The sequence below is a fragment of the Caviibacterium pharyngocola genome, from assembly GCF_002795405.1.
Classification (GTDB): Bacteria; Pseudomonadota; Gammaproteobacteria; order Enterobacterales; family Pasteurellaceae; genus Caviibacterium; species Caviibacterium pharyngocola.
In genome coordinates this window covers 65,059-86,810 of record NZ_PHGZ01000003.1, presented here as the reverse complement: position 1 = coordinate 86,810, position 21,752 = coordinate 65,059, and the positions used below count along the sequence as shown (strand labels likewise).

17 protein-coding genes are annotated in these 21,752 nt (G+C 45.6%); 7 read left to right on the top strand and 10 right to left on the bottom strand.

All coding sequences use genetic code 11. The features are described from left to right. Window positions 1-4 precede the first annotated feature (4 nt). Together trpB and trpA are read left to right on the top strand one after the other, a co-directional pair. Complete coding sequence (gene trpB / locus CVP04_RS00870; protein ID WP_100295633.1) at window positions 5-1,201, top strand: tryptophan synthase subunit beta; 1,197 nt, start codon at window positions 5-7, stop codon at window positions 1,199-1,201. Beyond that, window positions 1,201-2,007 carry a tryptophan synthase subunit alpha gene (gene trpA / locus CVP04_RS00865; protein WP_100295632.1) on the top strand — a complete coding sequence of 269 codons (807 nt, stop codon included), beginning with the start codon at window positions 1,201-1,203 and terminating at the stop codon, window positions 2,005-2,007. Before trpB ends, trpA begins: the two co-directional genes overlap by 1 nt. A gap of 155 nt (window positions 2,008-2,162) precedes the next feature. Here trpA and CVP04_RS00860 read toward each other — a convergent pair whose 3' ends face one another. Beyond that, on the bottom strand, window positions 2,163-3,242 hold the full coding sequence (locus CVP04_RS00860) for an SEL1-like repeat protein (protein WP_207761599.1): 1,080 nt from the start codon (window positions 3,240-3,242) through the stop codon (window positions 2,163-2,165). Between the two features lie 228 nt (window positions 3,243-3,470). Next, window positions 3,471-4,883 carry an SLC13 family permease gene (locus CVP04_RS00855; protein WP_243385054.1) on the bottom strand — a complete coding sequence of 471 codons (1,413 nt, stop codon included), beginning with the start codon at window positions 4,881-4,883 and terminating at the stop codon, window positions 3,471-3,473. Between the two features lie 188 nt (window positions 4,884-5,071). On the opposite strand from CVP04_RS00855, the gene CVP04_RS00850 reads away from it, so the two are divergent. Beyond that, on the top strand, window positions 5,072-5,569 hold the full coding sequence (locus CVP04_RS00850) for a YbhB/YbcL family Raf kinase inhibitor-like protein (RefSeq protein WP_100295631.1): 498 nt from the start codon (window positions 5,072-5,074) through the stop codon (window positions 5,567-5,569). A gap of 332 nt (window positions 5,570-5,901) precedes the next feature. On the opposite strand, the gene CVP04_RS00845 is transcribed toward CVP04_RS00850, so the two are convergent. The 3 genes from CVP04_RS00845 to CVP04_RS00835 form a co-directional block, all read right to left on the bottom strand. Further along, window positions 5,902-7,074 (bottom strand): multidrug effflux MFS transporter, encoded by a 1,173-nt coding sequence (locus CVP04_RS00845; protein WP_100295630.1) that lies wholly within the window; start codon window positions 7,072-7,074, stop codon window positions 5,902-5,904. Between the two features lie 35 nt (window positions 7,075-7,109). Further along, window positions 7,110-11,057 (bottom strand): ATP-dependent RNA helicase HrpA, encoded by a 3,948-nt coding sequence (hrpA, locus tag CVP04_RS00840; protein WP_100295629.1) that lies wholly within the window; start codon window positions 11,055-11,057, stop codon window positions 7,110-7,112. Between the two features lie 120 nt (window positions 11,058-11,177). Then, complete coding sequence (locus CVP04_RS00835; protein WP_100295628.1) at window positions 11,178-11,630, bottom strand: DUF441 domain-containing protein; 453 nt, start codon at window positions 11,628-11,630, stop codon at window positions 11,178-11,180. Window positions 11,631-11,799: 169 nt separating this feature from the next. Between CVP04_RS00835 and CVP04_RS00830 the strand changes: the two genes are divergently transcribed. Further along, window positions 11,800-12,729 carry an AEC family transporter gene (locus tag CVP04_RS00830; RefSeq protein WP_100295627.1) on the top strand — a complete coding sequence of 310 codons (930 nt, stop codon included), beginning with the start codon at window positions 11,800-11,802 and terminating at the stop codon, window positions 12,727-12,729. Between the two features lie 12 nt (window positions 12,730-12,741). On the opposite strand, the gene CVP04_RS00825 is transcribed toward CVP04_RS00830, so the two are convergent. The 5 genes from CVP04_RS00825 to fdhD form a co-directional block, all read right to left on the bottom strand. After that, a complete protein-coding gene (locus tag CVP04_RS00825) occupies window positions 12,742-14,889 on the bottom strand; it encodes a copper-translocating P-type ATPase (protein ID WP_100295626.1) in 2,148 nt (715 codons plus the stop codon). A 140-nt stretch (window positions 14,890-15,029) separates the two neighbouring features. Beyond that, window positions 15,030-15,239, bottom strand: coding sequence for a cation transporter (locus CVP04_RS00820; protein WP_100295715.1), 210 nt, complete (start codon window positions 15,237-15,239; stop codon window positions 15,030-15,032). Window positions 15,240-15,349: 110 nt separating this feature from the next. Continuing rightward, on the bottom strand, window positions 15,350-15,718 hold the full coding sequence (locus tag CVP04_RS00815; RefSeq protein ID WP_100295625.1) for a type II toxin-antitoxin system PemK/MazF family toxin: 369 nt from the start codon (window positions 15,716-15,718) through the stop codon (window positions 15,350-15,352). Beyond that, complete coding sequence (locus CVP04_RS00810; RefSeq protein ID WP_100295624.1) at window positions 15,712-15,978, bottom strand: AbrB/MazE/SpoVT family DNA-binding domain-containing protein; 267 nt, start codon at window positions 15,976-15,978, stop codon at window positions 15,712-15,714. Before CVP04_RS00810 ends, CVP04_RS00815 begins: the two co-directional genes overlap by 7 nt. Window positions 15,979-16,081: 103 nt before the next feature. Then, the gene (gene fdhD, locus CVP04_RS00805) at window positions 16,082-16,897 is read right to left on the bottom strand and encodes a formate dehydrogenase accessory sulfurtransferase FdhD (RefSeq protein ID WP_100295623.1); all 816 of its coding nucleotides are present in this window, start codon (window positions 16,895-16,897) and stop codon (window positions 16,082-16,084) included. 199 nt (window positions 16,898-17,096) lie between these two features. Here fdhD and fdnG point away from each other — a divergent pair, with 199 nt between their 5' ends. From fdnG to CVP04_RS00785, 3 genes are read left to right on the top strand one after another with little or no spacing between them, the layout of a single operon-like run. Further along, window positions 17,097-20,162, top strand: coding sequence for a formate dehydrogenase-N subunit alpha (gene fdnG / locus CVP04_RS00795; protein WP_165772751.1), 3,066 nt, complete (start codon window positions 17,097-17,099; stop codon window positions 20,160-20,162). A 1-nt stretch (window position 20,163) separates the two neighbouring features. Continuing rightward, a complete protein-coding gene (gene fdxH, locus CVP04_RS00790) occupies window positions 20,164-21,069 on the top strand; it encodes a formate dehydrogenase subunit beta (RefSeq protein WP_100295620.1) in 906 nt (301 codons plus the stop codon). Then, a complete protein-coding gene (locus tag CVP04_RS00785) occupies window positions 21,062-21,736 on the top strand; it encodes a formate dehydrogenase subunit gamma (RefSeq protein WP_100295619.1) in 675 nt (224 codons plus the stop codon). The genes fdxH and CVP04_RS00785 overlap by 8 nt, the downstream gene beginning before the upstream one ends. Window positions 21,737-21,752 lie beyond the last annotated feature (16 nt).

Here is a 21,752-nt window from a genome sequence, read left to right as displayed (position 1 = left end):
CACTATGTCAGACACAATTTTAAACCCTTATTTCGGTGAATTCGGCGGAATGTATGTTCCGGAAATTTTGGTGCCGGTATTAAAACAGCTGGAAAAAGCCTTCGTTGAAGCAAAAGACGATCCAGCGTTTCAACAGGAATTCCAAGATTTACTGAAAAATTACGCCGGCCGCCCGACCGCTCTCACTTTATGCCGTAATTTAACTCAAGGCAGCAAAACCAAACTTTACTTAAAACGCGAAGATTTATTACACGGCGGCGCACATAAAACCAATCAGGTGTTAGGTCAAATTTTACTTGCCAAACGAATGGGAAAAACCCGCATTATCGCCGAAACCGGTGCGGGACAACACGGTGTTGCCACCGCATTAGCTTGTGCAATGTTAAATATGCCGTGCAAAATTTATATGGGCGCGAAAGATGTGGAACGCCAATCGCCTAACGTATTTCGGATGCGTTTAATGGGCGCGGAAGTGGTGTCCGTGCAAAAAGGATCCTGTTCGTTAAAAGACGCCTGCTGCGAAGCGATGCGCGATTGGTCGGCAAACTATGAAAACACCCATTATTTATTAGGCACGGCGGCAGGCCCGCATCCGTTCCCGACCATTGTGCGCGAGTTTCAAAAAATGATCGGCGAAGAAACCAAACGCCAAATTTTAGAAAAAGAAGGTCGCTTGCCTGATGCCGTAATCGCAGCTGTCGGCGGCGGATCCAACGCAATCGGAATGTTCGCCGATTTCATCGAAGAAAAATCCGTCCGTTTAATCGGTATCGAACCGGCGGGCAAAGGCATTGCAACCGGCGAACACGGCGCACCGTTGCGCCACGGCACGGTCGGGATTTATTTCGGAATGAAATCACCGATTATGCAAACCAAAGACGGACAAATCGAAGAATCTTACAGCATTTCCGCCGGATTGGACTTCCCTTCCGTTGGGCCGCAACACGCGCATTTGCACGCTATCGGACGCGCCGAATACGAAAGTATCACCGATGACGAAGCCCTTGACGCTTTCCAAGCCTTAGCCCGCCACGAAGGCATTATTCCTGCATTGGAAAGTTCGCACGCATTGGCGCACGCTTTAAAATTAATTAAACAAAATCCGGATAAAGAACAGCTATTAGTGGTGAATTTGTCCGGTCGGGGCGATAAAGATATTTTTACAGTGGATAAAATTTTAACGGAAAAAGGAGCGATCTAATGGGACGTTTTGAACAAAAATTCGCACAATTAAGCGCGCAAAGTCAAGGTGCATTCGTGCCTTTCGTCACCCTTTGCGATCCGGATTTCGACCGCTCTTTTGAGATTATTTGCACCTTGGTGGATAACGGTGCGGACGCGCTTGAACTCGGTTTTCCGTTTTCCGATCCGCTATTGGACGGGCCGGTGATTCAAGCGGCAAATAATCGCGCGTTAAACGCCGGTTGCAGCACGGAAGAAAGCTTCCGCTTATTAGAAAAAGTGCGGTCGAAATATCCGAATATTCCGATAAGCTTATTACTTTGCGCCAATTTAATTTATGCGCAAACTTTGGACGGTTTTTATCACCGCTGCGCACAAATCGGCGTGGATGCCGTTTTGGTTGCCGATATTCCGTTATTGGCGGCGCAACCTTATATTCAAACGGCGAAAAAACACGGCGTACAACCGGTGTTTATTTGCCCGCCGAATGCGGACGAACAAACCGTTCAAGGCATCGCCGAACACACCGAGGGCTATACCTATTTAGTTTCGCGCGCCGGCGTGACTAGCGCAGAAAACCAAAGCCACGCGGCGAATTTGGATAATTTAGTCGAGCAACTGAAAAAACACGGCTCCGCACCGATTCTACAAGGTTTCGGCATCGCCCGACCGGAACAAGTGAAAGAGGCATTGGCTCTAGGCGCTGCCGGTGCGATTTCCGGCTCCGCCACGGTAAAAATCATTGAACGTAATTTAGATAATCACGCCCAATGTTTAACCGAACTTGCCGAATTCGTGCGTAATATGAAAGCGGCGACGTTATAATTTTGTACCGCGCGATTATTTAACGGCGCAAAAAGGGCGTTTTTCAAACGCCCTTGTTTATTTTCCGATTTTCACTTGCAAAGCCCATCCTACGGCTCTAAAAATCCCAAAATTGAATATGAACTTTGCATTAATATTACTCCCTTAGTTAAAAATTATTTAGATAAAATTTGATAGTTTTTACAGCCGTCACTATCACCACCATCACAAGCTTGTTTAAAAAGCGCTTTAGCTTTTTTAGTATCTTTTTTTACACCTTGTCCTTTAAAATATATCACACCTAAATTAAATTGGGCCATTGCATCTCCTTGTTCCGCCGCTTTTTGATACCAATAAGCCGCTTGTTTAGCATCTTTTTTGACACCTTCTCCGTGCTCATACATAGATGCTAAATTATTTTGAGCACTTGCATTTCCTTGCTCCGCCGATTTTTGATACCAATAAACCGCTTGTTTCACATCTTTTGTGACACCTTGTCCTTTCTTATACATAATGGCTAAATTAAATTGAGCATCCGAATCTCCTTGTTTCGCCGCTTCTTGATACCAATAAGCCGCTTCTTTATCATCTTTTGCAACACCCAGCCCATTCCCATACATAAAAGCTAAATTATTTTGAGCGGTTGCATTTCCTTGCTCCGCCGCTTTTTGATACCAATAAACCGCTTGTTTATCATCTTTTGCGACACCTTGCCCTTTTCTATACATAACGGCTAAACTAAATTGAGCTTTTGCATTTCCTTGCTCCGCCGCTTTTTGATACCAATAAGCCGCTTGTTTATCATCTTTTGTGACACCTAGCCCATTCCCATACATAAAAGCTAAATTATTTTGAGCTTTTGCATTTCCTTGCTCCGCCGCCTTTTGATACCAATAAACCGCTTGTTTATCATCTTTCGTGACACCTTGCCCTTTTCTATACATAACGGCTAAATTGAATTGAGCTTGTGCATCTCCTTGTTCCGCCGCTTTTTCATACCAATAAACCGCTTGTTTATCATCTTTTGTAACACCTTGCCCATCATCATACATAAGAGCTAAATAAAATTGAGCTGCTGTATCTCCTTTTTCGGCGTAATATAAAAACCCTTTAAAGGCTTTATCATATTGTTTATCTTCATAAGCCTGCACTACATCATCAAAAGACATTGACTCCGCAGAATTATTTGCCTGAACAACGCCACTAAAACATAACATTGCCAACGCAGTTAAACGAAAAATACGAGAAAATTGCATAGAAAACTCCTGTTTAGATAAGATTAAAAAACAGGCTTATTTGAACAAAAAAAAACAAATGTCGAGTATTTTTTATTCAATTAACAATAATTGGTAGAATGGGCGTAAGTCCACAAAAATGAATATGAGGGGAATGGAATAAGGTGAACTTCCGTCCACCCTATCTTCTTATTTATTCACCTTTTAGTGCAAACATAACACTAAAGTGCGGTGATTTTTCTGTTTGTTTTACCACAACAAGCTGGTTGCCAATATCCAAATAATGCTGAGTATTGGCCCTAAAAGCCCGATGACAATGCCGCCTAAGCGGAATTCCGATTGTTTTACTAAACCCGTACTGAAAGCTATGGCGTTCGGTGGGGTGGAAACCGGTAAGAATAATGCGCAAGAGGCGCTTAATCCGATCACTAACGGTAAAATCATCGGATTGACATCGTCGCCGTTAATCATCGCCAAGAGGGATACGCCCATCGGAATAAGAATGGTTGTCGCCGCAGTGTTACTCATAAAGTTGGACAAAAGAACGGTGATAAAGCCGAACAACACCAATAAGCTTATGAAACTGACTTGAATACCGCTGATTTTCTCAACAAAATGCGTTGCGATTTGTTGTTCTTCGATCGCCAATCCCAAGGCTAGCCCGCCGGCGACCAGCATTAAAGTATCCCAAGGTAATTGACGCACATCTTTCGCATCCAACACGCCTAACATTGTTAATCCCACAATCGGAATGCCTGACGCAGCGGCAACCGGAATGCCGATCCATTTGGAAGTCAACCAGCAAAACAAGGTAATCGCCAAAATAATCAACACGATGCCCTTATGAGTTTTCTCTTGCACACTTTCACTTTGTTGCGTCACCGATAAAAAATCAAAATCCAAATCGCCCTGTTCCGCCACATTGTATTTTTTCACCAACACTTTCCAGAAAATAAATAACAACACGAAAGCGAGCGGCGTGCCGACGATCATCCATTCTAAAAAAGAAATCGGATAACCTAATTTTTCCAAGGCGCCGACGGCAATCGCATTCGGTGCGGAGCCGATAATCGTGCCCATTCCGCCGACCGAAGCTGCCGCCGGAATGCCGAGCAATAAGGCTTTCGATAAATTTATGCGATTTCCTAAGCCGGAAAATAACGGACTGACGGTGGCGATCATCATTGCCGTTGTCGCCGTGTTACTCATTAACATTGACATTATCGCCGTAACTAACATCAATCCCCACAATACATAAACCGGATTAGTACCGAATTTCGGCAACACGGCTTTTAATAGCATCAAATCCAGTTTAGTTTTTTTCATTGCTTCGGCGAGGAAAAAACCGCCTAAAAACAGCCAAATCACGCTATCCGACCACGTTTGCAAATATTTCATTGCATCGTAAGCTTCGCTTTTTCCCATAATCAAAACTAAAAAACCGATGATCAAGATACTGACTGAAAAAGGCAGAATGGCTTCCGTAACCCATAAACTGATAGAAAAAAATAGTAAAAATAAGACGTAATTTTGGATTCGAGTAAATGTGTCGTCCGAGAACAGCAAGGTCATTACAAAGGCAAAAAGAAAGGAAAAACAAAAAAAGAATAAATTTCGATTGCGCGCCGTCGATAACAGGCTAAAAAAAGTTTTTATATTCATACCCTCTCCTATTTCTGAAACCCATTTTCATTCTAATAAAAAACCTTCCGTTAGACTGTGATCCCATTCAAATAAATCACTTCTTAATTTGAAATAATCCGAGGATTTTCAATCGAAATAATCCCATAGATTTTTCAAAAACAAAGGCTTATACTGAAATTCTCTTAACCCGAACAGGAGGAAATATGATGCAGCTCATTAGCCGCGCCATTCGACAAGGCGAGTTTGAAGATAAATACGGCAAACGCGGAAACCAATTCAGCCCGAACGGAATGCCGACTTATTCGATTCCTTTTGAAATTCATAATGCGCCCGAAGGCACGCAATCTTTTGCTGTCGTCTTGGAAGATAAAGACGCAATTACCGCCTCCGGTTTCGTGTGGATCCATTGGTTAATCGCCGATTTAACCCGCACTTCTCTCGAAGAAAACGAAAGCATAAGCGCGACGGATTTCGTTCAAGGCGCAAACAGTTGGGCAAGCGTATTAGGACAATTCGATCTTACCGAAGCCTCTTATTACGGCGGAATGGCGCCACCAAATTGCCGCCACCGCTATGAATTAATCGTTTATGCTTTGGATTGCAAACTTAACTTAGCGCAAGGCTTCCGCTTCAACGATCTGCATTTTGCAATGCAAGGACATATCCTCACCCAAGCGAGCATAATGGGGACTTATGATGTCTAAAATCGGTTGAATGGTCATTGTTTTTCTCTTTTTTAAGGCATTATTTATGCCTTATTTTTTCGACAAAGTGCGGTGATTTTTTGCCCTAAAGTGCAATTTCATCAATAACTGACTACACAATCAATATACAATACAATATATTCCAGTTTATCGACAAAGTTTTTTTATTATCGGGGCGTATACCATACGCCCCTACATAAACACCATAACATTTTGATTTTCAATGGATTTTTAATTTTTCGTAGGGGCGTATGGAATACGCCCCTTTCGCATCATAGGTTGTCAATAGTCTAAGACCGCACTTTCGTGTGCGGCCTGAGATAAACAATCCGTTAATCTTTCAATTCGTTTCGAACTAAAAAATAAATCACCGTCAACACCGCGCCGGCGCAGAATATGGCAAGTGCGGTCGAATAAAAAATATTTCCCATTCCAACTAAAGGCGACACTACGGCGCCGAGGAAGAACGGGCAAAAGCCTAATAATGCCGAGGCGCTGCCGGCATAACGGCGTTCGCGATCCATTGCCAATGCGGAAACCGTCGGCAGTAAAATCCCGATAAATAACAATAAGAGGAAGAATCCTGCTTCAACCGCCCAGACATTCATTTGCGTAATTAAGCTAAAAGCAACGAAGCAAGCTAAAATCAAGGCGCCGAAAGTACCGCACTTTAAGGCAAGTTTCGGCGCAAGTTTTCCGCCGATATTCGAACCGATCACCAAAGCGGCGCCGTTAGCGGCAAAGCATAAGCTGAACAGGAATGCGCTTAGTCCGTAAAAGCTTTGAAAGATAAAAGGTGAAGCGGCGATATAGGCGAACATTCCCGCCGTGGAAAAAGATTGCATTAACACGAATTGCATAAAAATCTTGTTGCGAAAAATAGGCCCGAACACCTTGAATCCTGCTAACACGCCGGTTTGCAGGCGTTTTTCCGCGGCTAAAGATTCCTTTAAGCGCAAACAAATGATGAATAATACCGCGCCAAGTGCGGTCAAAAAAATGAAAATTCCGCGCCAGCTCATATATTCCAACAATAAACTGCCTAACACCGGTGAAACAATCGGTGCAATGCCGTTCACCGTCATTAACAAACCGAAAAAGCGCGTCATTTCTCTGCCGCGATAAAGATCCGTTGCAACGGCGCGAGAAATCACCACACTGCCCGCCGCCGCGACACCTTGTATGCCGCGCAAAATGACAAAGCTTTCCATATTCGGCGAAAACACTAAAAGTGCGGTGGTAATCGTGTAAACAATTAACGACAGCATTAACGGTTTTTTACGCCCGAATTTGTCGCTTAGCGGGCCTAAAAATAGTTGTCCCACCGCCAAGCCGACCATTGCACTGGTTAAGCTTAATTGGGTCATCGAGGTATTTACCGCGAAAAATTCCGCCAGTTGCGGCAATGCCGGCAAATACAAATCAATGACAAAAGGCCCGAAGGCGGATAATACGCCCAAGAGCAAGACTAAAAAAACCTTGCCGTTTGCTGTTTTGCTTTCCATATTTACTCCTAAAAATAACAGGGAATCCCCTTAAATTAACCCAAGGTTTGAATCACATTTAAAACGCGTTTATCCGATACCGGATATTTCGTGCCCAGCTGCTGAGCAAATAAACTGACGCGAAGTTCTTCGATCATATAGCGAACTTCCAGAATTTCCGCCGAAATCGGTTTAGATTTCGGTAATTTCGCTAATAATTGTTTATACGCCGTTGTCACCTGTTCAACGCGCAACATCGCCGCCCGATCGCGGTTAATATCTTGCGCCAGTTTATCCATTCGCTTATCAATACCTTGCAAATAGCGCAATAAATCCGGCAGGCGCGCATAACCGCTTTTTTCTACAAATCCTTGATAAATCAAGCCGTTAAGCTGTTCTTTAATATCCGATAAGGCAAATGCCATTGTAAAATCCATTTTGCCTTTCAAACGTTTATTTATCTCAAAAGTGAGCGTCAATAATTGTTCCGTTTGTCGGGCGATATCAACGGTCACTTCATTGAGATTTTCCCGCACATAATCGCGCAATTTGTCAAAATCCGTTTCGTTCCACACCACGCCGCCGAAATCCTCAATCAGTTTATCCACCGCGCAAGCGATACAGTCGTCGATTAAATCCAACACGCGACCGAAAGGCGCAAAATACAAGCCGAGTTTGGATTTATTCGGCAGTTTTTCGTGCAAATATTTGATCGGCGACGGCACGTTAAGCAGCAATAAACGGCGCAAACCTTGCTTCATCGCCACCGCTTGTTCGAATTCGGTTTCGAATAATTTGATTCCTACGGATTCTTTTTCGTCCACAATCGCCGGATAAGCTTTCACGGTAAATCCGCGTTTTTTCTGTTCGTAATATTGCGGTAATTGATCGAAATTCCAAAGATGAATGCCGCTTTGCTCGATACCGTCGTCCGCCACCGCCGAAATGCTTTCTTGAACCTGATCTTTCAGTTGAAATTTCAGCTCGTCCAAATCCATACTTTCGGCGATTTTTTTGCCTTTATCGTCAATCACGCGGAAAGTCATTTTTAAGTGCGGTGGTAATAAATCAAGATTCCAGCTTTCGCGTTCCACCGTCACGCCGGTCATTCGGCGCAATTCATAGCTTAAACTGTCTAATAACGGTTTTTCCAATGCCTGCGCGCGACCTAAAAAAGCTTGCGCATAATTCGGCGCCGGCACGAAATTGCGGCGTAAAGACTTCGGTAAGGATTTGATTAAGGCTATAATCAGCTCGTTGCGCAAGCCCGGAATTTGCCAATCGAATCCGTGCATTTCCACCTGATTTAACAACGGCAACGGAATGTGTACGGTCACACCGTCGGCATCCGTACCCGGTTCGAATTGATAGGTTAATTTCAGTTTTAGATTTCCTTGATGCCAGAAATTCGGAAAATCCAATTCGCTGACTTGGGCATTTTCATTGGTTAAAAATGCTTTTTCGAAATTCAATAATTCCGGATCGTCACGCTGCGCTTTCTTCCACCAAGTATCGAAATGTTTTTGCGAGACCACTTCCGCACCCACGCGCTGATCGTAAAATTCGAACAGTACGCGCTCGTCCACCAAAATATCGCGGCGGCGGGTTTTATGTTCCAATTCTTCCACTTCACGAATCAATTTTTGATTTTCGAAAAAGAATTTATGTTTCGTGTGCCAATCGCCTTCCACAAGCGCCGATTGAATAAAGATCTCGCGGCTGATGACCGGATCTATCGCACCGTAATTGACCGTTCTGCCCGCCACAATCGGCACGCCATATAAGCTGACTTTTTCTTCCGCCACCACCGCGCCTTGCGATTTAGACCAACGCGGCTCGGCATAAGATTTTTTAATTAAATGCAAGGCGAGCGGTTCAATCCACTCCGCGTCAATTTCCGCCGCCATTCTGCCCCATAATTTCGAGGTTTCCACCAATTCCGCCGCCATACACCATTTAGGTTGTTTTTTAAACAGGACGGAATTCGGGAAAATGGCAAAATGTGCGTTTCGTGCGCCTAGATATTGTTGTTTTTCCGCTTCTTTCATCCCGATATGGGACAACAATCCGCTTAAAAGTGCGGTGTGAATTTGCACATATTCCGCCGCTTGCGAATTAATCGGCAAGCCCATTTCGCGCACGGCTAAACGGATTTGTTGGTAAATATCCTGCCATTCGCGCACGCGCAAATAATTCAAATAATCCTTTTGACACAAGCGTCGGAATTGATTTTTGCTTAGGGCTTTTTGTTGTTCTTGCAGATAATTCCACAAATTCACAAAAGCTAAGAAATCAGATTTTTTATCGGCAAAGCGACGATGTTTATCGTCGGCGGATTGTTGTTTTTCTTGCGGTCGTTCGCGCGGATCTTGGATTGAAAGTGCGGACACAATAATCATCGCTTCGTGCAAGGATCCGTTTTGGCTCGCTGCAAGCAACATTTTGCCCAAACGCGGATCCACCGGTAATTGCGCTAAGCGTTTTCCTTGTTCCGTCAGTTGGCGAACATTTCGTCGAAATGCCGTGTCGGCATCCTTAGGTTTTACCGGAGAAATCGCTCCTAATTCTTCCAATAATTTCAGACCGTCTTGTACTTGTCGGGTATCCGGTTTGTCCACAAAAGGGAAATTTTCAATATCATCCAAGCCGAGCGCGGTCATCTGCAAAATAACCGACGCCAAATTGGTGCGCAAAATTTCCGGATCGGTAAATTCCGGACGCGAATTAAAATCTTCTTCCGAATAAAGTCGAATACAAATCCCTTCGGATACCCGTCCGCAGCGTCCTTTTCGTTGGTTCGCCGAAGCTTGCGAAATCGCCTCGATCGGCAAGCGTTGCACTTTGGTGCGGTAACTATATCGCGAAATACGCGCCGTACCCGGATCAATGACATATTTAATACCCGGCACGGTGAGCGAGGTTTCCGCTACGTTAGTAGCTAAAACAATGCGATTTAATCCGCTCGGATGAAAGATTTTGTTTTGTTCCTGCGCGGAAAGTCGGGCATATAACGGCAAAATTTCCGTATGTCGCAGCTCGTGCTTTTGCAAAGCTTCCGCCGTATCGCGAATTTCCCGTTCGCCGTTGAGAAAAACCAAAATATCGCCGCGCCCTTCCGATTGCAATTCATCCACGGCATTTAAAATGCCTTGTAACTGATCTTGTTCTTCATCTTCGACAATCGGACGATAGCGCACTTCCACGGGATAAGTTCGACCGGACACTTCGATAATCGGCGCATTATTGAAATGTTTGGAAAAACGTTCCACATCAATGGTCGCCGAGGTGATAATTACCTTCAAATCCGGACGTTTCGGCAAAAGCTGTTTTAAATAACCGAGAATGAAATCATTGTTTAAACTGCGTTCGTGCGCTTCGTCGATGATTAAAGTATCATATTGATTTAAAAAGCGATCCGTTTGAATTTCAGCAAGCAAAATACCGTCTGTCATCAATTTAATTTGCGTTTCGTCACTGATCTGATCATTAAAACGCACTTTATAACCGACCAATCCGCCGAGTTCCGTGTGTAATTCTTCCGCAATACGCGTAGCCACCGAACGCGCGGCGATTCGACGCGGCTGGGTATGACCGATTAATCCTTTTTGTCCGCGTCCCAGTGCCAGACACATTTTCGGCAGCTGCGTGGTTTTGCCCGATCCCGTTTCACCGGCGACGACGATCACTTGATGATCCTGTATTGCGCGTAAAATATCCTCTTTGCGCAAGCTCACCGGTAAATTAGACGGAAATTCCACCGCACTTTTTTCCGTCGTAAATTTTTCTGCCATAGCACGGCGCTGTGCAAATTTTGCTTGTGCCGCTTGAATTTGTTGTTGAATTTCCGCCGCGACGGTATCGCGCGCTGCTTGATTTTTAATTCGAATCAAGCCTTTAATGCGAGAAAGCAAACGACGCTGATCGATGATCATCATTTCGTCTAATTGCGCCGCGAGAGATTGCTGTAACGGATTGAATTCTGTTTTGTATATTGCTTTTTTCATTCTTTTATTTCACGATTTTTCACGCTTGCATAAATCGACACAAGCCGACCGATTAAAAAATCTACGCCGTCAACCGGCAAAATCCGAAGGACGGCGCTTGTTATACCTAATAATCGTTGATTAAGATTTCCCTAGAAACAGCGATAAAATACCCGCCGCAATAAGCGGCCCGACCGGCACGCCGCCGAGAAACGCCACGCCTAAAATCGTACCGAGCAATAAGCCGGTCAATAAGGTCGGCTGCGCGCCCATTAAGCTGACGCCACGTCCGCCGAACCACGCCACCAACACGCCCACCGCAACGGCAAGAAACATTTTCCAATGTAAAAATGCGCCGAACGAAGGCAGCTGAATTTTGCCGGAAATAATCGGGCTTAATACGCCGATAGTTAAAATAATAATGCCGAGGTTTAAGCCGTATTTCTCCATAAACGGAATATATTTGGCTAAAAAGGTTTGTTGCATTAACAACAGCACAGCGGCGGAAATCGTAATGGAATTGTTGTTACCCAATACGCCGAGCAAAATCAGCACTACTAATAACAGCGCAACGGAATTCACTTGTAAAGACATAAAAATTGCCTCCCGAAATATTCAAAAGATAAACCGCACTTTTGAAAAGTGCGGTCGGAAATTACGCAAATTATAGCAATTTTCCGCGATTCTGTGGTTTTTATTTTCATTTCAATGATGAAAAGGTGTAGTATGAAATTCAAGTTGAATCCGATTATTGGTGAATTTTATGGAGATCGCTTTCCTGCTTGCCCAAAAAATTGCCGAACTGACCTTAGCCGTTTTAATGGGCTACGCTTTAGTTAAAGCCAAAGCGTTAAATTCGAAAGACAGCTACCCGCTTTCCGTCGTCGGGCTGTATATTATCAGCCCCGCGGTGATGATTAATGCCTTCCAGATTTCTTATACGCCGGCGATTTTGCAAGGATTATTGCTGTCGCTGGGAATGGCTGTCGCCTTGCACATTATTTTGATCCTGTTTGGGCGTTTGTGTAAGAATTTGTTCAAACTGGATCCGTTGGAACACGCCGCCTCCATTTATTCTAATTCCGGCAATTTGATTATTCCTTTAGTTGCGGCGTTATTCGGGCAAGAATGGGTGATTTACGCCAGTTGTTTTATCGTGGTGCAAACCTTTTTATTTTGGACGCATTGCCGGATGTTGCTGTGCGGCAAATCCAATTTAACCCTAAAAACCGTATTTAAAAACGTGAATATTTTGTCGATTATTTTGGGCGTAACGCTGTTCGCGTTTCAAATCAAATTGCCCGCCGTAATTACCGGCGCTTTATCCGCCGTCGGCGCGATGATCGGTCCGAATGCAATGATTATCGCGGGAATGCTAATCGCCTCTATTCCTTTGCGCTCGATTTTTTCTTCGAAACGAATTTATTTGGTGACGTTTTTGCGTTTGATCTTAATTCCGATTTGTTTGATGTTGGTGATTAAACTTACCGGAGCGGCACACTGGGTGGAAAACGGCGAAACCATTGCGATGATTAGTTTCCTTGCCACCACCAGTCCAGCGGCGGCAACGGTGACGCAAATGGCGCTATTGTTCAATAAAAATGCACAGAAAGCTAGCGCCATTTACGGTGTCACCACCTTGCTTTGCGTGGTGACTATGCCGTTGATTATCGCCTTGTATCAGCTTATTTGAGCTTAGATCTTGTTAATCTTTAATTTTAAAACGCAGTAAACGATTGGCGTTTGTGACAACGGTAATGGAAGATAATGCCATTGCCGCGCCGGCAACCATTGGGTTAAGCAACACGCTGAACAGCGGATAAAGCGCACCGGCAGCGAGCGGAATACCCAATGCGTTATACACGAAAGCACCGAATAGATTTTGTTTCATATTACGCAAAATGCCTTTTGACAGCATTAATCCGTCGGCGACGGCGCTAATGCTATGGCGCATTAAGGTTAATTCGGCGGTTTCTACAGCAATATCACTGCCGCTTCCCATTGCGATGCTCACATCCGCTTGCGCCAATGCCGGCGCGTCGTTGATACCGTCGCCGACCATCACGACTTTATGTCCTTGTTGTTGCAATGCTTGAATCGCTTGCGCTTTGCCGTCAGGTAATACGCCCGCGATAACTTGATCAATGCCCGCTTCCTCGGCGATCGCTTGTGCGGTTTTTTCTTGATCACCGGTCAACATTACCAGACGATAACCCTGACGATGTAAACGCCGCAGCGCCGTAACGCTGTCCTCGCGTAACGGATCGCGAATGACAAATACGCCGGCAAGTTGATCGTTAACCGCTAAAAAAATCACCGTTGCGCCTTTTGCGCTTTCGCGATCGGTCAAATCTGTCGCCGATTGAATATCAATCCGCCGTTGCGCCATTAATGTACCATTGCCTAGCAAAATACGCGCACCCGCCACTTCACCGCTAACGCCCAAGCCTTTCAGGGTGAAAAATTTTTCCGGTTGAGGTAAATTCAGCTGTCTTTCCGTCGCTAATGCCGACACGGCTTTAGCTAGCGGGTGTCCGGCACCTTGTTCCAACGCGGCGGCAAAAGTAACGATTTGTTGTTCATCAAAACCGTTAAAGCAATAAAGTGCGGTCACTTTCGGCTCACCTTTTGTCAAAGTACCGGTTTTATCAAACACAATCGTATCCGCTTCGGCGGCTTTTTGCAGCGCGTCGGCATCGCGCACTAAAACGCCCAATTCCGCCGCGCGACCGATACCGGCAATAATCGACATCGGCGTTGCCAATCCCAATGCGCAAGGACAGGCGATAATCAATACCGTGGTAAACACCACCAAGGTATAAGACAATTTCGGATCCGGTCCGACGGCATACCACAAAATCGCAGCAAGTATTGCAATAGTGACGACCACCGGCACAAAAACCGCTGCGATATTATCGGCAAGTTGCCCGATTTTCGGTTTGCTGCTTTGCGCTTGGCGCACCAATCGAATAATGCGCGACAAGGTGGTTTGCTGCCCGATTTGTTCGGCGCGGAATAATAATGTGCCGTCCGAAACCAAGGTACCGGCGCTGACTTTATCACCCGTTTGTTTTTCTACGGCAATCGGCTCGCCGGTTAACATACTTTCGTCAATCCACGCAACACCTTGAATAATCGTACCGTCCACCGAAACGCGATCACCGGTTTGCAAACGCAAAATCATTTCTTCTCGCACTTGCGCCAACGGAATTTCGTGCACGCCCTGCTCGTCCACCACTTTCGCCGTCGGCGGCGTAAGATCCAATAATCGCTCAAGAGCGCGCGAAGAATGTTGTTTCGCTTTGGCTTCCAACATTTTGCCGATATTGATCAAACCGATAATCATCGCGCTTGCTTCAAAATACAAATGTCTGGCTTGCAGCGGGAAAAAATCGGGATAAACACTGACGAACATTGAATACACCCACGCGGTTCCGGTGCCTAGCGCCACTAACGTATCCATCGTTGCGCTTTTTTTACGCAAATTGTGGCACGCACTACGATAAAAATGTCCGCCGCTAAAAATCATTACGATCAACGTAACGAATCCCGTTGCGATCCAAAAAGCTTGGTTTGTCGCAGTGACGATCATTCCGTCGATAAAACCCCAAACCATCAACAAAACGCCTAACGATAAGGCAATCACGCCTTGTCGTTTGCGTAAAGAAATCTCCGCACGAATACGGGCTTGTTGTTTTTCCCGACGGGTGGTTTCATCCTCAACTAATTCCGCTTGATAACCGGCGTCGATCACTGCGCGAATCAACGCATTGGTATCCGGTTGACCAAAAACCAATGCGGTACGTTCGGCGAGATTAATTTGCGCGTCACTCACGCCGTTGACGTTCAGCAATGCTTTGCGTACTTTGGCAACGCAAGCGGCGCAAGTTAAGCCGTCTAATGATAAGGTGGTTTGAGCTTGCTGTTCGAACGCTACCTTTGGTTCGGCATCCGGTTGTTCCGCCGATTCGGATGCCGCTTCAGGTAGCGGAGTTACTTTGAATCCGTCGCCAATTCCGCTTGATAACCGGCTTCGATAATCGCATCGATTAACACTTGCGGCGCCACATCACCTTCCACCGTTGCGGAAGTAAGCGTCACCTCGGCGCTTGTCACGCCTTCAATGGCATCTAAGGTTTTTTTCACGGATTTTACGCAATGTTGGCAGGATAATTCGCTTAATGCTAAAACGGTTGTTGTCATTTTTTCTTCCTCTTTAATGATTGAATGAAATGAATTTTCGCCGTTAAGCATAAAGCTTAACCTTAGGTTAAGGTCAAGTGTTTTTTTGTGAGGTCGCTTAGTTTTTAGAATCAATACAACTGAGGATCAATTAAATCCACCAGTTTCATTACTACTTCATCGATTAAGTAATCCTCAGCTGTCGTAGCATATTTTGCATTACGCGCTTGTAAATCCAAGGCTCTGACCTGATGGCATAAAATTACGCCCGTTACTTTGCCGGATTTGGTGCTATTGCCGTCCATTACGACGGTAACGCTCTGTGAACGTGCCGCATTACCCCCGCTTGAAATCGGGCAACAAATGCTAACGCCTAATGCTTTGTTAAGAACTTGTTCGGAAACGACGATAAAATAATGCGGGCTGCGCAATTCTTTTCCACTGGTCGGATCGGGATCAACATACCAAATTTCCCCTTTTTTCGGCACTCGCATTACCATATTTCTTTTCCTTGCGGCTCATCATTCCAGTCTGCCATTTCGGCATTTAACGCAGCGATCTCTTGACTATCAATACCGGCGAGCAGCTGTTTTAAACTTTTACTCCCTTTAGGTTGCCGTTTTGGCGCGCTTAAAATCACAGAGTCACCTTGCATTTCGATATTGACGCTGTTACCGACTTGCCAGCCCATTTGCGTAACGATCGCATTCGGCACGGTTAATACCATTGCGCCGCCTTGTTGTCTTAAGCGTCCTAACATAATTCTCTCCTAAAGTGCTACTTTGTGAGATATACTAGAACAAGAAACAAGCAAAAACAAGGGTTCTTTTAGTGTTTTTTTCATAATCCAATCGCAAAAATCATCAAAAAACCAACCGCTCTTTTCCGCAATATACCGTTGCGCGTCCTTCTCTGGCGAAGCCGATTAAGGTGAGATCGCTGCGTTGTGCCATTTCCACCGCCATTCCCGTTGCGGCGGATACGGCGATTAGCATTTCGATGCCGCAAGCGACGGTTTTTTCCACCATTTCATAGCTTGCTCGGCTGGTGACTAGCACAAAGCCTTGCGGTTTGTTTTGCTTCACATACCAGCCTAATAATTTATCTAAGGCGACGTGCCGTCCGACGTCTTCCCGAATTGCTAATAAATGCCCTTGCGGATCAAAAAACGCGGCGGCGTGGGTGGAACCGGTTTGCAAACCTAGCTTCTGTGCGGCGCGCAAATCACGCAAACAATCGTCCAATCTCGCTAATTCTAGGCGTAAAGTGCGGTGTAAAATCGGCAAGTTTTTTGTAATTTGCGCGAGTTGTTCCGTACCGCAAATGCCGCAGCCCGTGCGTCCGGTCAGATTTCGCCGACGTTCTTTCAACGCCACGAAACAACGGGTCGCCATTTCAATTTGCACTTCAATGCCGTGACAGCTGTGCTCAATATCCATTCCGTAAATATCTGCCGGTTTGTCGATAATGCCTTCCGTGATGGAAAAGCCGAGGGCGAAATCTTCCAAATCTTGCGGCGAACACATCATTACGACGTGGCTGATGCCGTTATACACCAAGGCGACCGGCACTTCCGTCGCAATAATCTCATCTTTTTCCTCGCAGTGTAAAACCGGATTATTTGTTTCTAATGTTAATTTTTTGTAACAAAAATTTGCTTTTTTTGTGATTGAGATCAAGTTATGTCCCCTTATCTTCGCTAGCTTTTATCCGCAAAAAAGCGTATTCTACGTGAGATTATCAGTTTGTTTAAAATGTAATACATTTTTGTAACATTTTGACCGAACCGAATCGTCAGCTACTCATCAACGAATGATTTAAGTTTACTACTACAAAACAATTCAACAAACCCTTTTTGTTGAAATCAAGGAGTACTTTATGCAGGTCAGCAGAAGAAAATTCTTTAAGATCTGTGCAGGCGGTATGGCGGGAACATCGGCTGCGATGTTGGGATTTGCCCCGGCAACGGCATTAGCCGCCCCTCGCGAATATAAATTATTGCGCGCCAAAGAAACGCGTAATACCTGCACATATTGTGCCGTAGGCTGCGGTATGTTGTTATACAGCCTTGGCGACGGCGCAATGAATACGAAAGGGAAACTCTTTCATATCGAAGGCGATCCGGATCATCCGGTCAGCCGCGGCGCATTATGCCCTAAAGGTGCCGGCGCATTAGATTATGTCAACAGCGAACGTCGCGTTCGTTATCCTGAAGTCCGCGAAGCCGGCTCAACGGAATGGAAACGTATCTCTTGGCACGAAGCTATCGAACGTATTGCTCGCCATATGAAAAACGACCGTGACGCCAACTTTATCACACACAATGAACAAGGATTAGAAGTCAACCGTTGGATGACGACAGGTTTCTTAGCCGGTTCCGCTTGTAGCAATGAAACCGGTATTTTGACGCAAAAATTCGTTCGCTCCCTTGGTATCGTATTTACCGACAACCAAGCGAGTATCTGACACGGACCGACGGTAGCAAGTCTTGCTCCATCATTCGGTCGCGGTGCGATGACCAATCACTGGGTTGATATTAAAAATGCCGATTTAGTTATCGTGATGGGCGGTAACGCAGCGGAAGCACATCCTGTCGGTTTCCGTTGGGCGATTGAAGCCAAAAAACAAAACGGAGCCAAATTAATCGTTGTGGATCCGCGCTTTAACCGCACGGCAGCCGTAGCGGATATTTATATGCCGATTCGTCCGGGTACGGATATTGCATTTTTATCCGGCGTCATTCGCTATTTGCTCAACAACGATAAAATTCAACACGAATACGTTAAACATTACACTAACGCTACTTTCTTAATTAACGAAAACTTCAAGTTCGAAGACGGTTTATTCTCAGGTTATAACCCTGAAACTCGTCAATACGATAAATCCACTTGGGCGTATCAATTCGACGAAGAAGGACAACCGAAACGCGATATGGCAATGCTAGATCCGCGTTGCGTCATCAATATGCTTAAAACGCACGTTGATCGTTACACGCCGGAAATGGTGGAACGTATTTGCGGTACGACGCAAGAATATTTCTTACAATTCTGCCAAGAAATCGCTAAAACCTCCGCACCGGAAAAAGCGGCAACTTTCCTTTATGCTTTAGGTTGGACGCAACATACGGTGGGTTCGCAAAATATTCGGACAATGGCGATGATCCAATTATTATTGGGTAATATCGGGGTTTCCGGCGGCGGCGTGAACGCGTTACGCGGTCACTCTAACGTACAAGGTATCACCGATTTGGGTTTATTCCCTCGGATGTTGCCGGGTTATATTCCGTTGCCGACGGACGGTGATGCGGATTTAAGCTCGTTCCTCAATCGAATTACACCGAAAACAATGATGAAAGATCAAGTAAACTATTGGCAAAATACGCCGAAGTTTATGGTGAGTATGCTGAAATCCTTCTACGGCGATAACGCGACGCAAGATAATCAATTCGGTTATCATTATTTGCCGAAATTACCGAAAGGCGGAACGGATCAATTCCGTTATATCGAGGATATGTATCAAGGCAAAGTCAACGGTTTCTTCTGTCAAGGAATGAACCCGATCGCCTCTTATGCGAACTCCGGCAAGATCATCAAAGCGCTGAGTAAATTAAAATTCTTGGTGATTATGGATCCGCTGGTCACCGATACCTCTGAATTCTGGAAAAACTACGGTGAATTTAACGATGTAAAAACTGAAGAAATTCAAACCGAAGTCTTCCGCTTGCCGACAACTTGTTTCGTCGAAGAAGACGGTTCTATCGCTAACTCCGGTCGTTGGTTGCAATGGCACTGGAAAGGCGCCGAGCCGCCGGGCGAAGCGAAAACCGACGGCGAGATTTTATCGGAACTACGCGCCGAATTGCTTCACCTTTATCACAAAGAAGGCGGCAAAGCGCCGGTTAAACCGTTAGAAGCGATGAGTTGGAATTACGCGAATCCGCTTGAACCGAAAGCGGAAGAAGTGGCGAAAGAAAATAACGGCTATGCCTTGGAAGATTTATACGACGCCAACGGCAACCTGATTTTGAAAAAAGGTCAGCTGCTTTCAAGCTTTGCACAAATGCGTGATGACGGAACGACTTCAGGCGCTTGCTGGATTTATAGCGGACAATGGACGGAAAAAGGCAATCAAATGGCGAATCGCGATAACTCGGATCCGTCTAATTTGGGTAACACCCTCGGTTGGGCGTTCGCGTGGCCGATGAACCGTCGTATTATTTATAACCGTGCTTCCGCCGACTTAGCAGGAAATCCGTGGAATCCGAAACGTCAACTCATTAAATGGAACGGTAAAAACTGGAACTATATCGATGTGGCGGATTTCGGCACGGCGGCGCCTAACAGCCCGACATTGCCGTTTATTATGCAACCGGAAGGCGTCAGCGGATTATTCGTGCGCGAACGAATGGTTGACGGCCCGTTCCCTGAACATTATGAACCGGTAGAAACGCCGATCGGCACCAATCCGTTGCACCCGAACGTGGTTTCCAGCCCGGTCGCACGCGTATTGGACAGCGATAAAGCGGATTTAGGCACATCAAGCGAGTTCCCATATGTAGGAACGACTTATCGCCTGACCGAGCATTTCCACTATTGGACGAAAAATTCCTTATTAAACGTGATTGCACAACCGGAACAATTCGTTGAGATCAGTGAGCAATTAGCGGCGGAAAAAGGTATTCGAAACGGCGATCACGTCAAAGTTTCCTCTAAACGCGGCTATATTAAAGCCGTTGCTGTGGTGACGAAACGTATTCGTCCGTTAGTTGCCGATGGAAAACCGATTCACACGGTGGGAATTCCGATTCACTGGGGCTTTGCGACCGTCACTAAAGCGAAGAAAGGTTTCTTTGCTAATAACTTGACAGTGCGCGCCGGTGATGCGAATACGCAAACGCCGGAATCGAAATGTATGTTAGTCAATATCGAAAAAGCGGAGGCATAATATGGGAGTCGTTCAATCTCAAAATATCATCAAATCCTCCGCGACATCGGTATTTACACCGGCACCACACGCGCGGGATCATCAAGTGGAAGTGGCGAAATTAATCGACGTCACCACTTGTATCGGTTGTAAAGGCTGCCAAGTCGCTTGTTCCGAATGGAACGACTTGCGCGCCGAACCGGAAAAATGCGTCGGTTCTTACGATAATCCGATTGATTTGAACGCGAAAGCTTGGACGGTAATGAAGTTCAACGAAGTGGAAGAAAACGAGCGTTTGGAATGGCTTATTCGCAAAGACGGCTGTATGCATTGTAGCGAACCGGGCTGTTTGAAGGCTTGTCCTTCGCCGGGCGCGATCATTCAATATGCTAACGGTATTGTGGATTTCCAATCGGATAAATGTATCGGCTGCGGTTATTGTATCGCCGGCTGTCCGTTTAATATTCCGCGAATGAATCCGGAAGATCATCGCGTATATAAATGTACGCTATGTGTGGATCGCGTTACCGTCGGGCAAGAACCTGCCTGCGTGAAAACTTGTCCGACCGGCGCGATCCGTTTCGGTAGCAAGGAAGAAATGAAGCAATATGCCGAAACGCGTATTGCGGATTTGAAAGCGCGCGGCTATAAAAATGCCGGACTTTACGATCCGGAAGGTGTCGGCGGCACGCACGTTATGTATGTGCTACACCACGCGGACAAACCGGAGCTTTATTCCGGCTTACCGAAAGATCCGCAAATCAATATGACGGTGAAACTCTGGAAAGATGTCTTAAAACCGGTTGCCGCTGTGGCATTCGGCGGTATTATCCTCAGTGAAATCGCCCACTATCTTGCGGTCGGGCCGAATACGGAAGAATTGGAAGCACACGATGAAACGGAACACGAAGGAGGCAAAGATGAGTAAGATCACGATTAGTAACGATCACAAAATCGTGCGTCATAAACTTCCTGCACGATTGAGCCATTGGTTATTAGTGATTTGCTTTTTTACCACGGGTTTATCCGGCTTGGCGTTTTTCTTTCCGGATTTCGCTTGGCTGACGGATATTCTCGGTACGCCGCAAATCGCCCGAATGGTTCATCCGTTCACCGGTTTGATTATGTTCGTCGCATTCGTCATCCTTTGCTTGGTTTACTGGCGACATAATATTCCGGAACGAAACGACTGGGTTTGGCTGAAAAATATCCACGAGGTATTAAAAGGCAACGAACACGCCGTTTCCGACAACGGAAAATATAACCTCGGTCAAAAAATGTTGTTCTGGACGTTGATCTTGGCAATGTTCACCTTATTAGTCACCGGCATTATTATGTGGCGACAATATTTCGCCCATAATTTCCCGATTCCGGTGATTCGCATTGCCATTTTACTCCACTCCGCCAGCGCCTTTATGCTGTTCACCGGTATTATGGTACATATGTATATGGCGTTCTGGGTGAAAGGATCCATTCGCGGAATGGTAGAAGGTTGGGTTACGGTACGTTGGGCGAAAAAACATCACCCGCGTTGGTATCGTGATGAAGTCGAACCGAAACTGCAACAACAATTAGCCGATAAACAAGGCAAATAATCCCCTTAAACCATAA

Coding starts and splice junctions, on each gene's coding strand:
- CVP04_RS00830 (WP_100295627.1), top strand. CDS start 11,800: ATGGAGATCGCTTTCCTGCTTGCCCAAAAAATTGCCGAACTGACCTTA.
- CVP04_RS00820 (WP_100295715.1), bottom strand. CDS start 15,239: ATGACAACAACCGTTTTAGCATTAAGCGAATTATCCTGCCAACATTGC.
- trpB (WP_100295633.1), top strand. CDS start 5: ATGTCAGACACAATTTTAAACCCTTATTTCGGTGAATTCGGCGGAATG.
- CVP04_RS00855 (WP_243385054.1), bottom strand. CDS start 4,883: ATGAATATAAAAACTTTTTTTAGCCTGTTATCGACGGCGCGCAATCGA.
- fdxH (WP_100295620.1), top strand. CDS start 20,164: ATGGGAGTCGTTCAATCTCAAAATATCATCAAATCCTCCGCGACATCG.
- CVP04_RS00845 (WP_100295630.1), bottom strand. CDS start 7,074: ATGGAAAGCAAAACAGCAAACGGCAAGGTTTTTTTAGTCTTGCTCTTG.
- CVP04_RS00850 (WP_100295631.1), top strand. CDS start 5,072: ATGCAGCTCATTAGCCGCGCCATTCGACAAGGCGAGTTTGAAGATAAA.
- hrpA (WP_100295629.1), bottom strand. CDS start 11,057: ATGAAAAAAGCAATATACAAAACAGAATTCAATCCGTTACAGCAATCT.
- CVP04_RS00835 (WP_100295628.1), bottom strand. CDS start 11,630: ATGTCTTTACAAGTGAATTCCGTTGCGCTGTTATTAGTAGTGCTGATT.
- CVP04_RS00815 (WP_100295625.1), bottom strand. CDS start 15,718: ATGGTAATGCGAGTGCCGAAAAAAGGGGAAATTTGGTATGTTGATCCC.
- CVP04_RS00785 (WP_100295619.1), top strand. CDS start 21,062: ATGAGTAAGATCACGATTAGTAACGATCACAAAATCGTGCGTCATAAA.
- CVP04_RS00810 (WP_100295624.1), bottom strand. CDS start 15,978: ATGTTAGGACGCTTAAGACAACAAGGCGGCGCAATGGTATTAACCGTG.
- trpA (WP_100295632.1), top strand. CDS start 1,201: ATGGGACGTTTTGAACAAAAATTCGCACAATTAAGCGCGCAAAGTCAA.
- CVP04_RS00860 (WP_207761599.1), bottom strand. CDS start 3,242: ATGCAATTTTCTCGTATTTTTCGTTTAACTGCGTTGGCAATGTTATGT.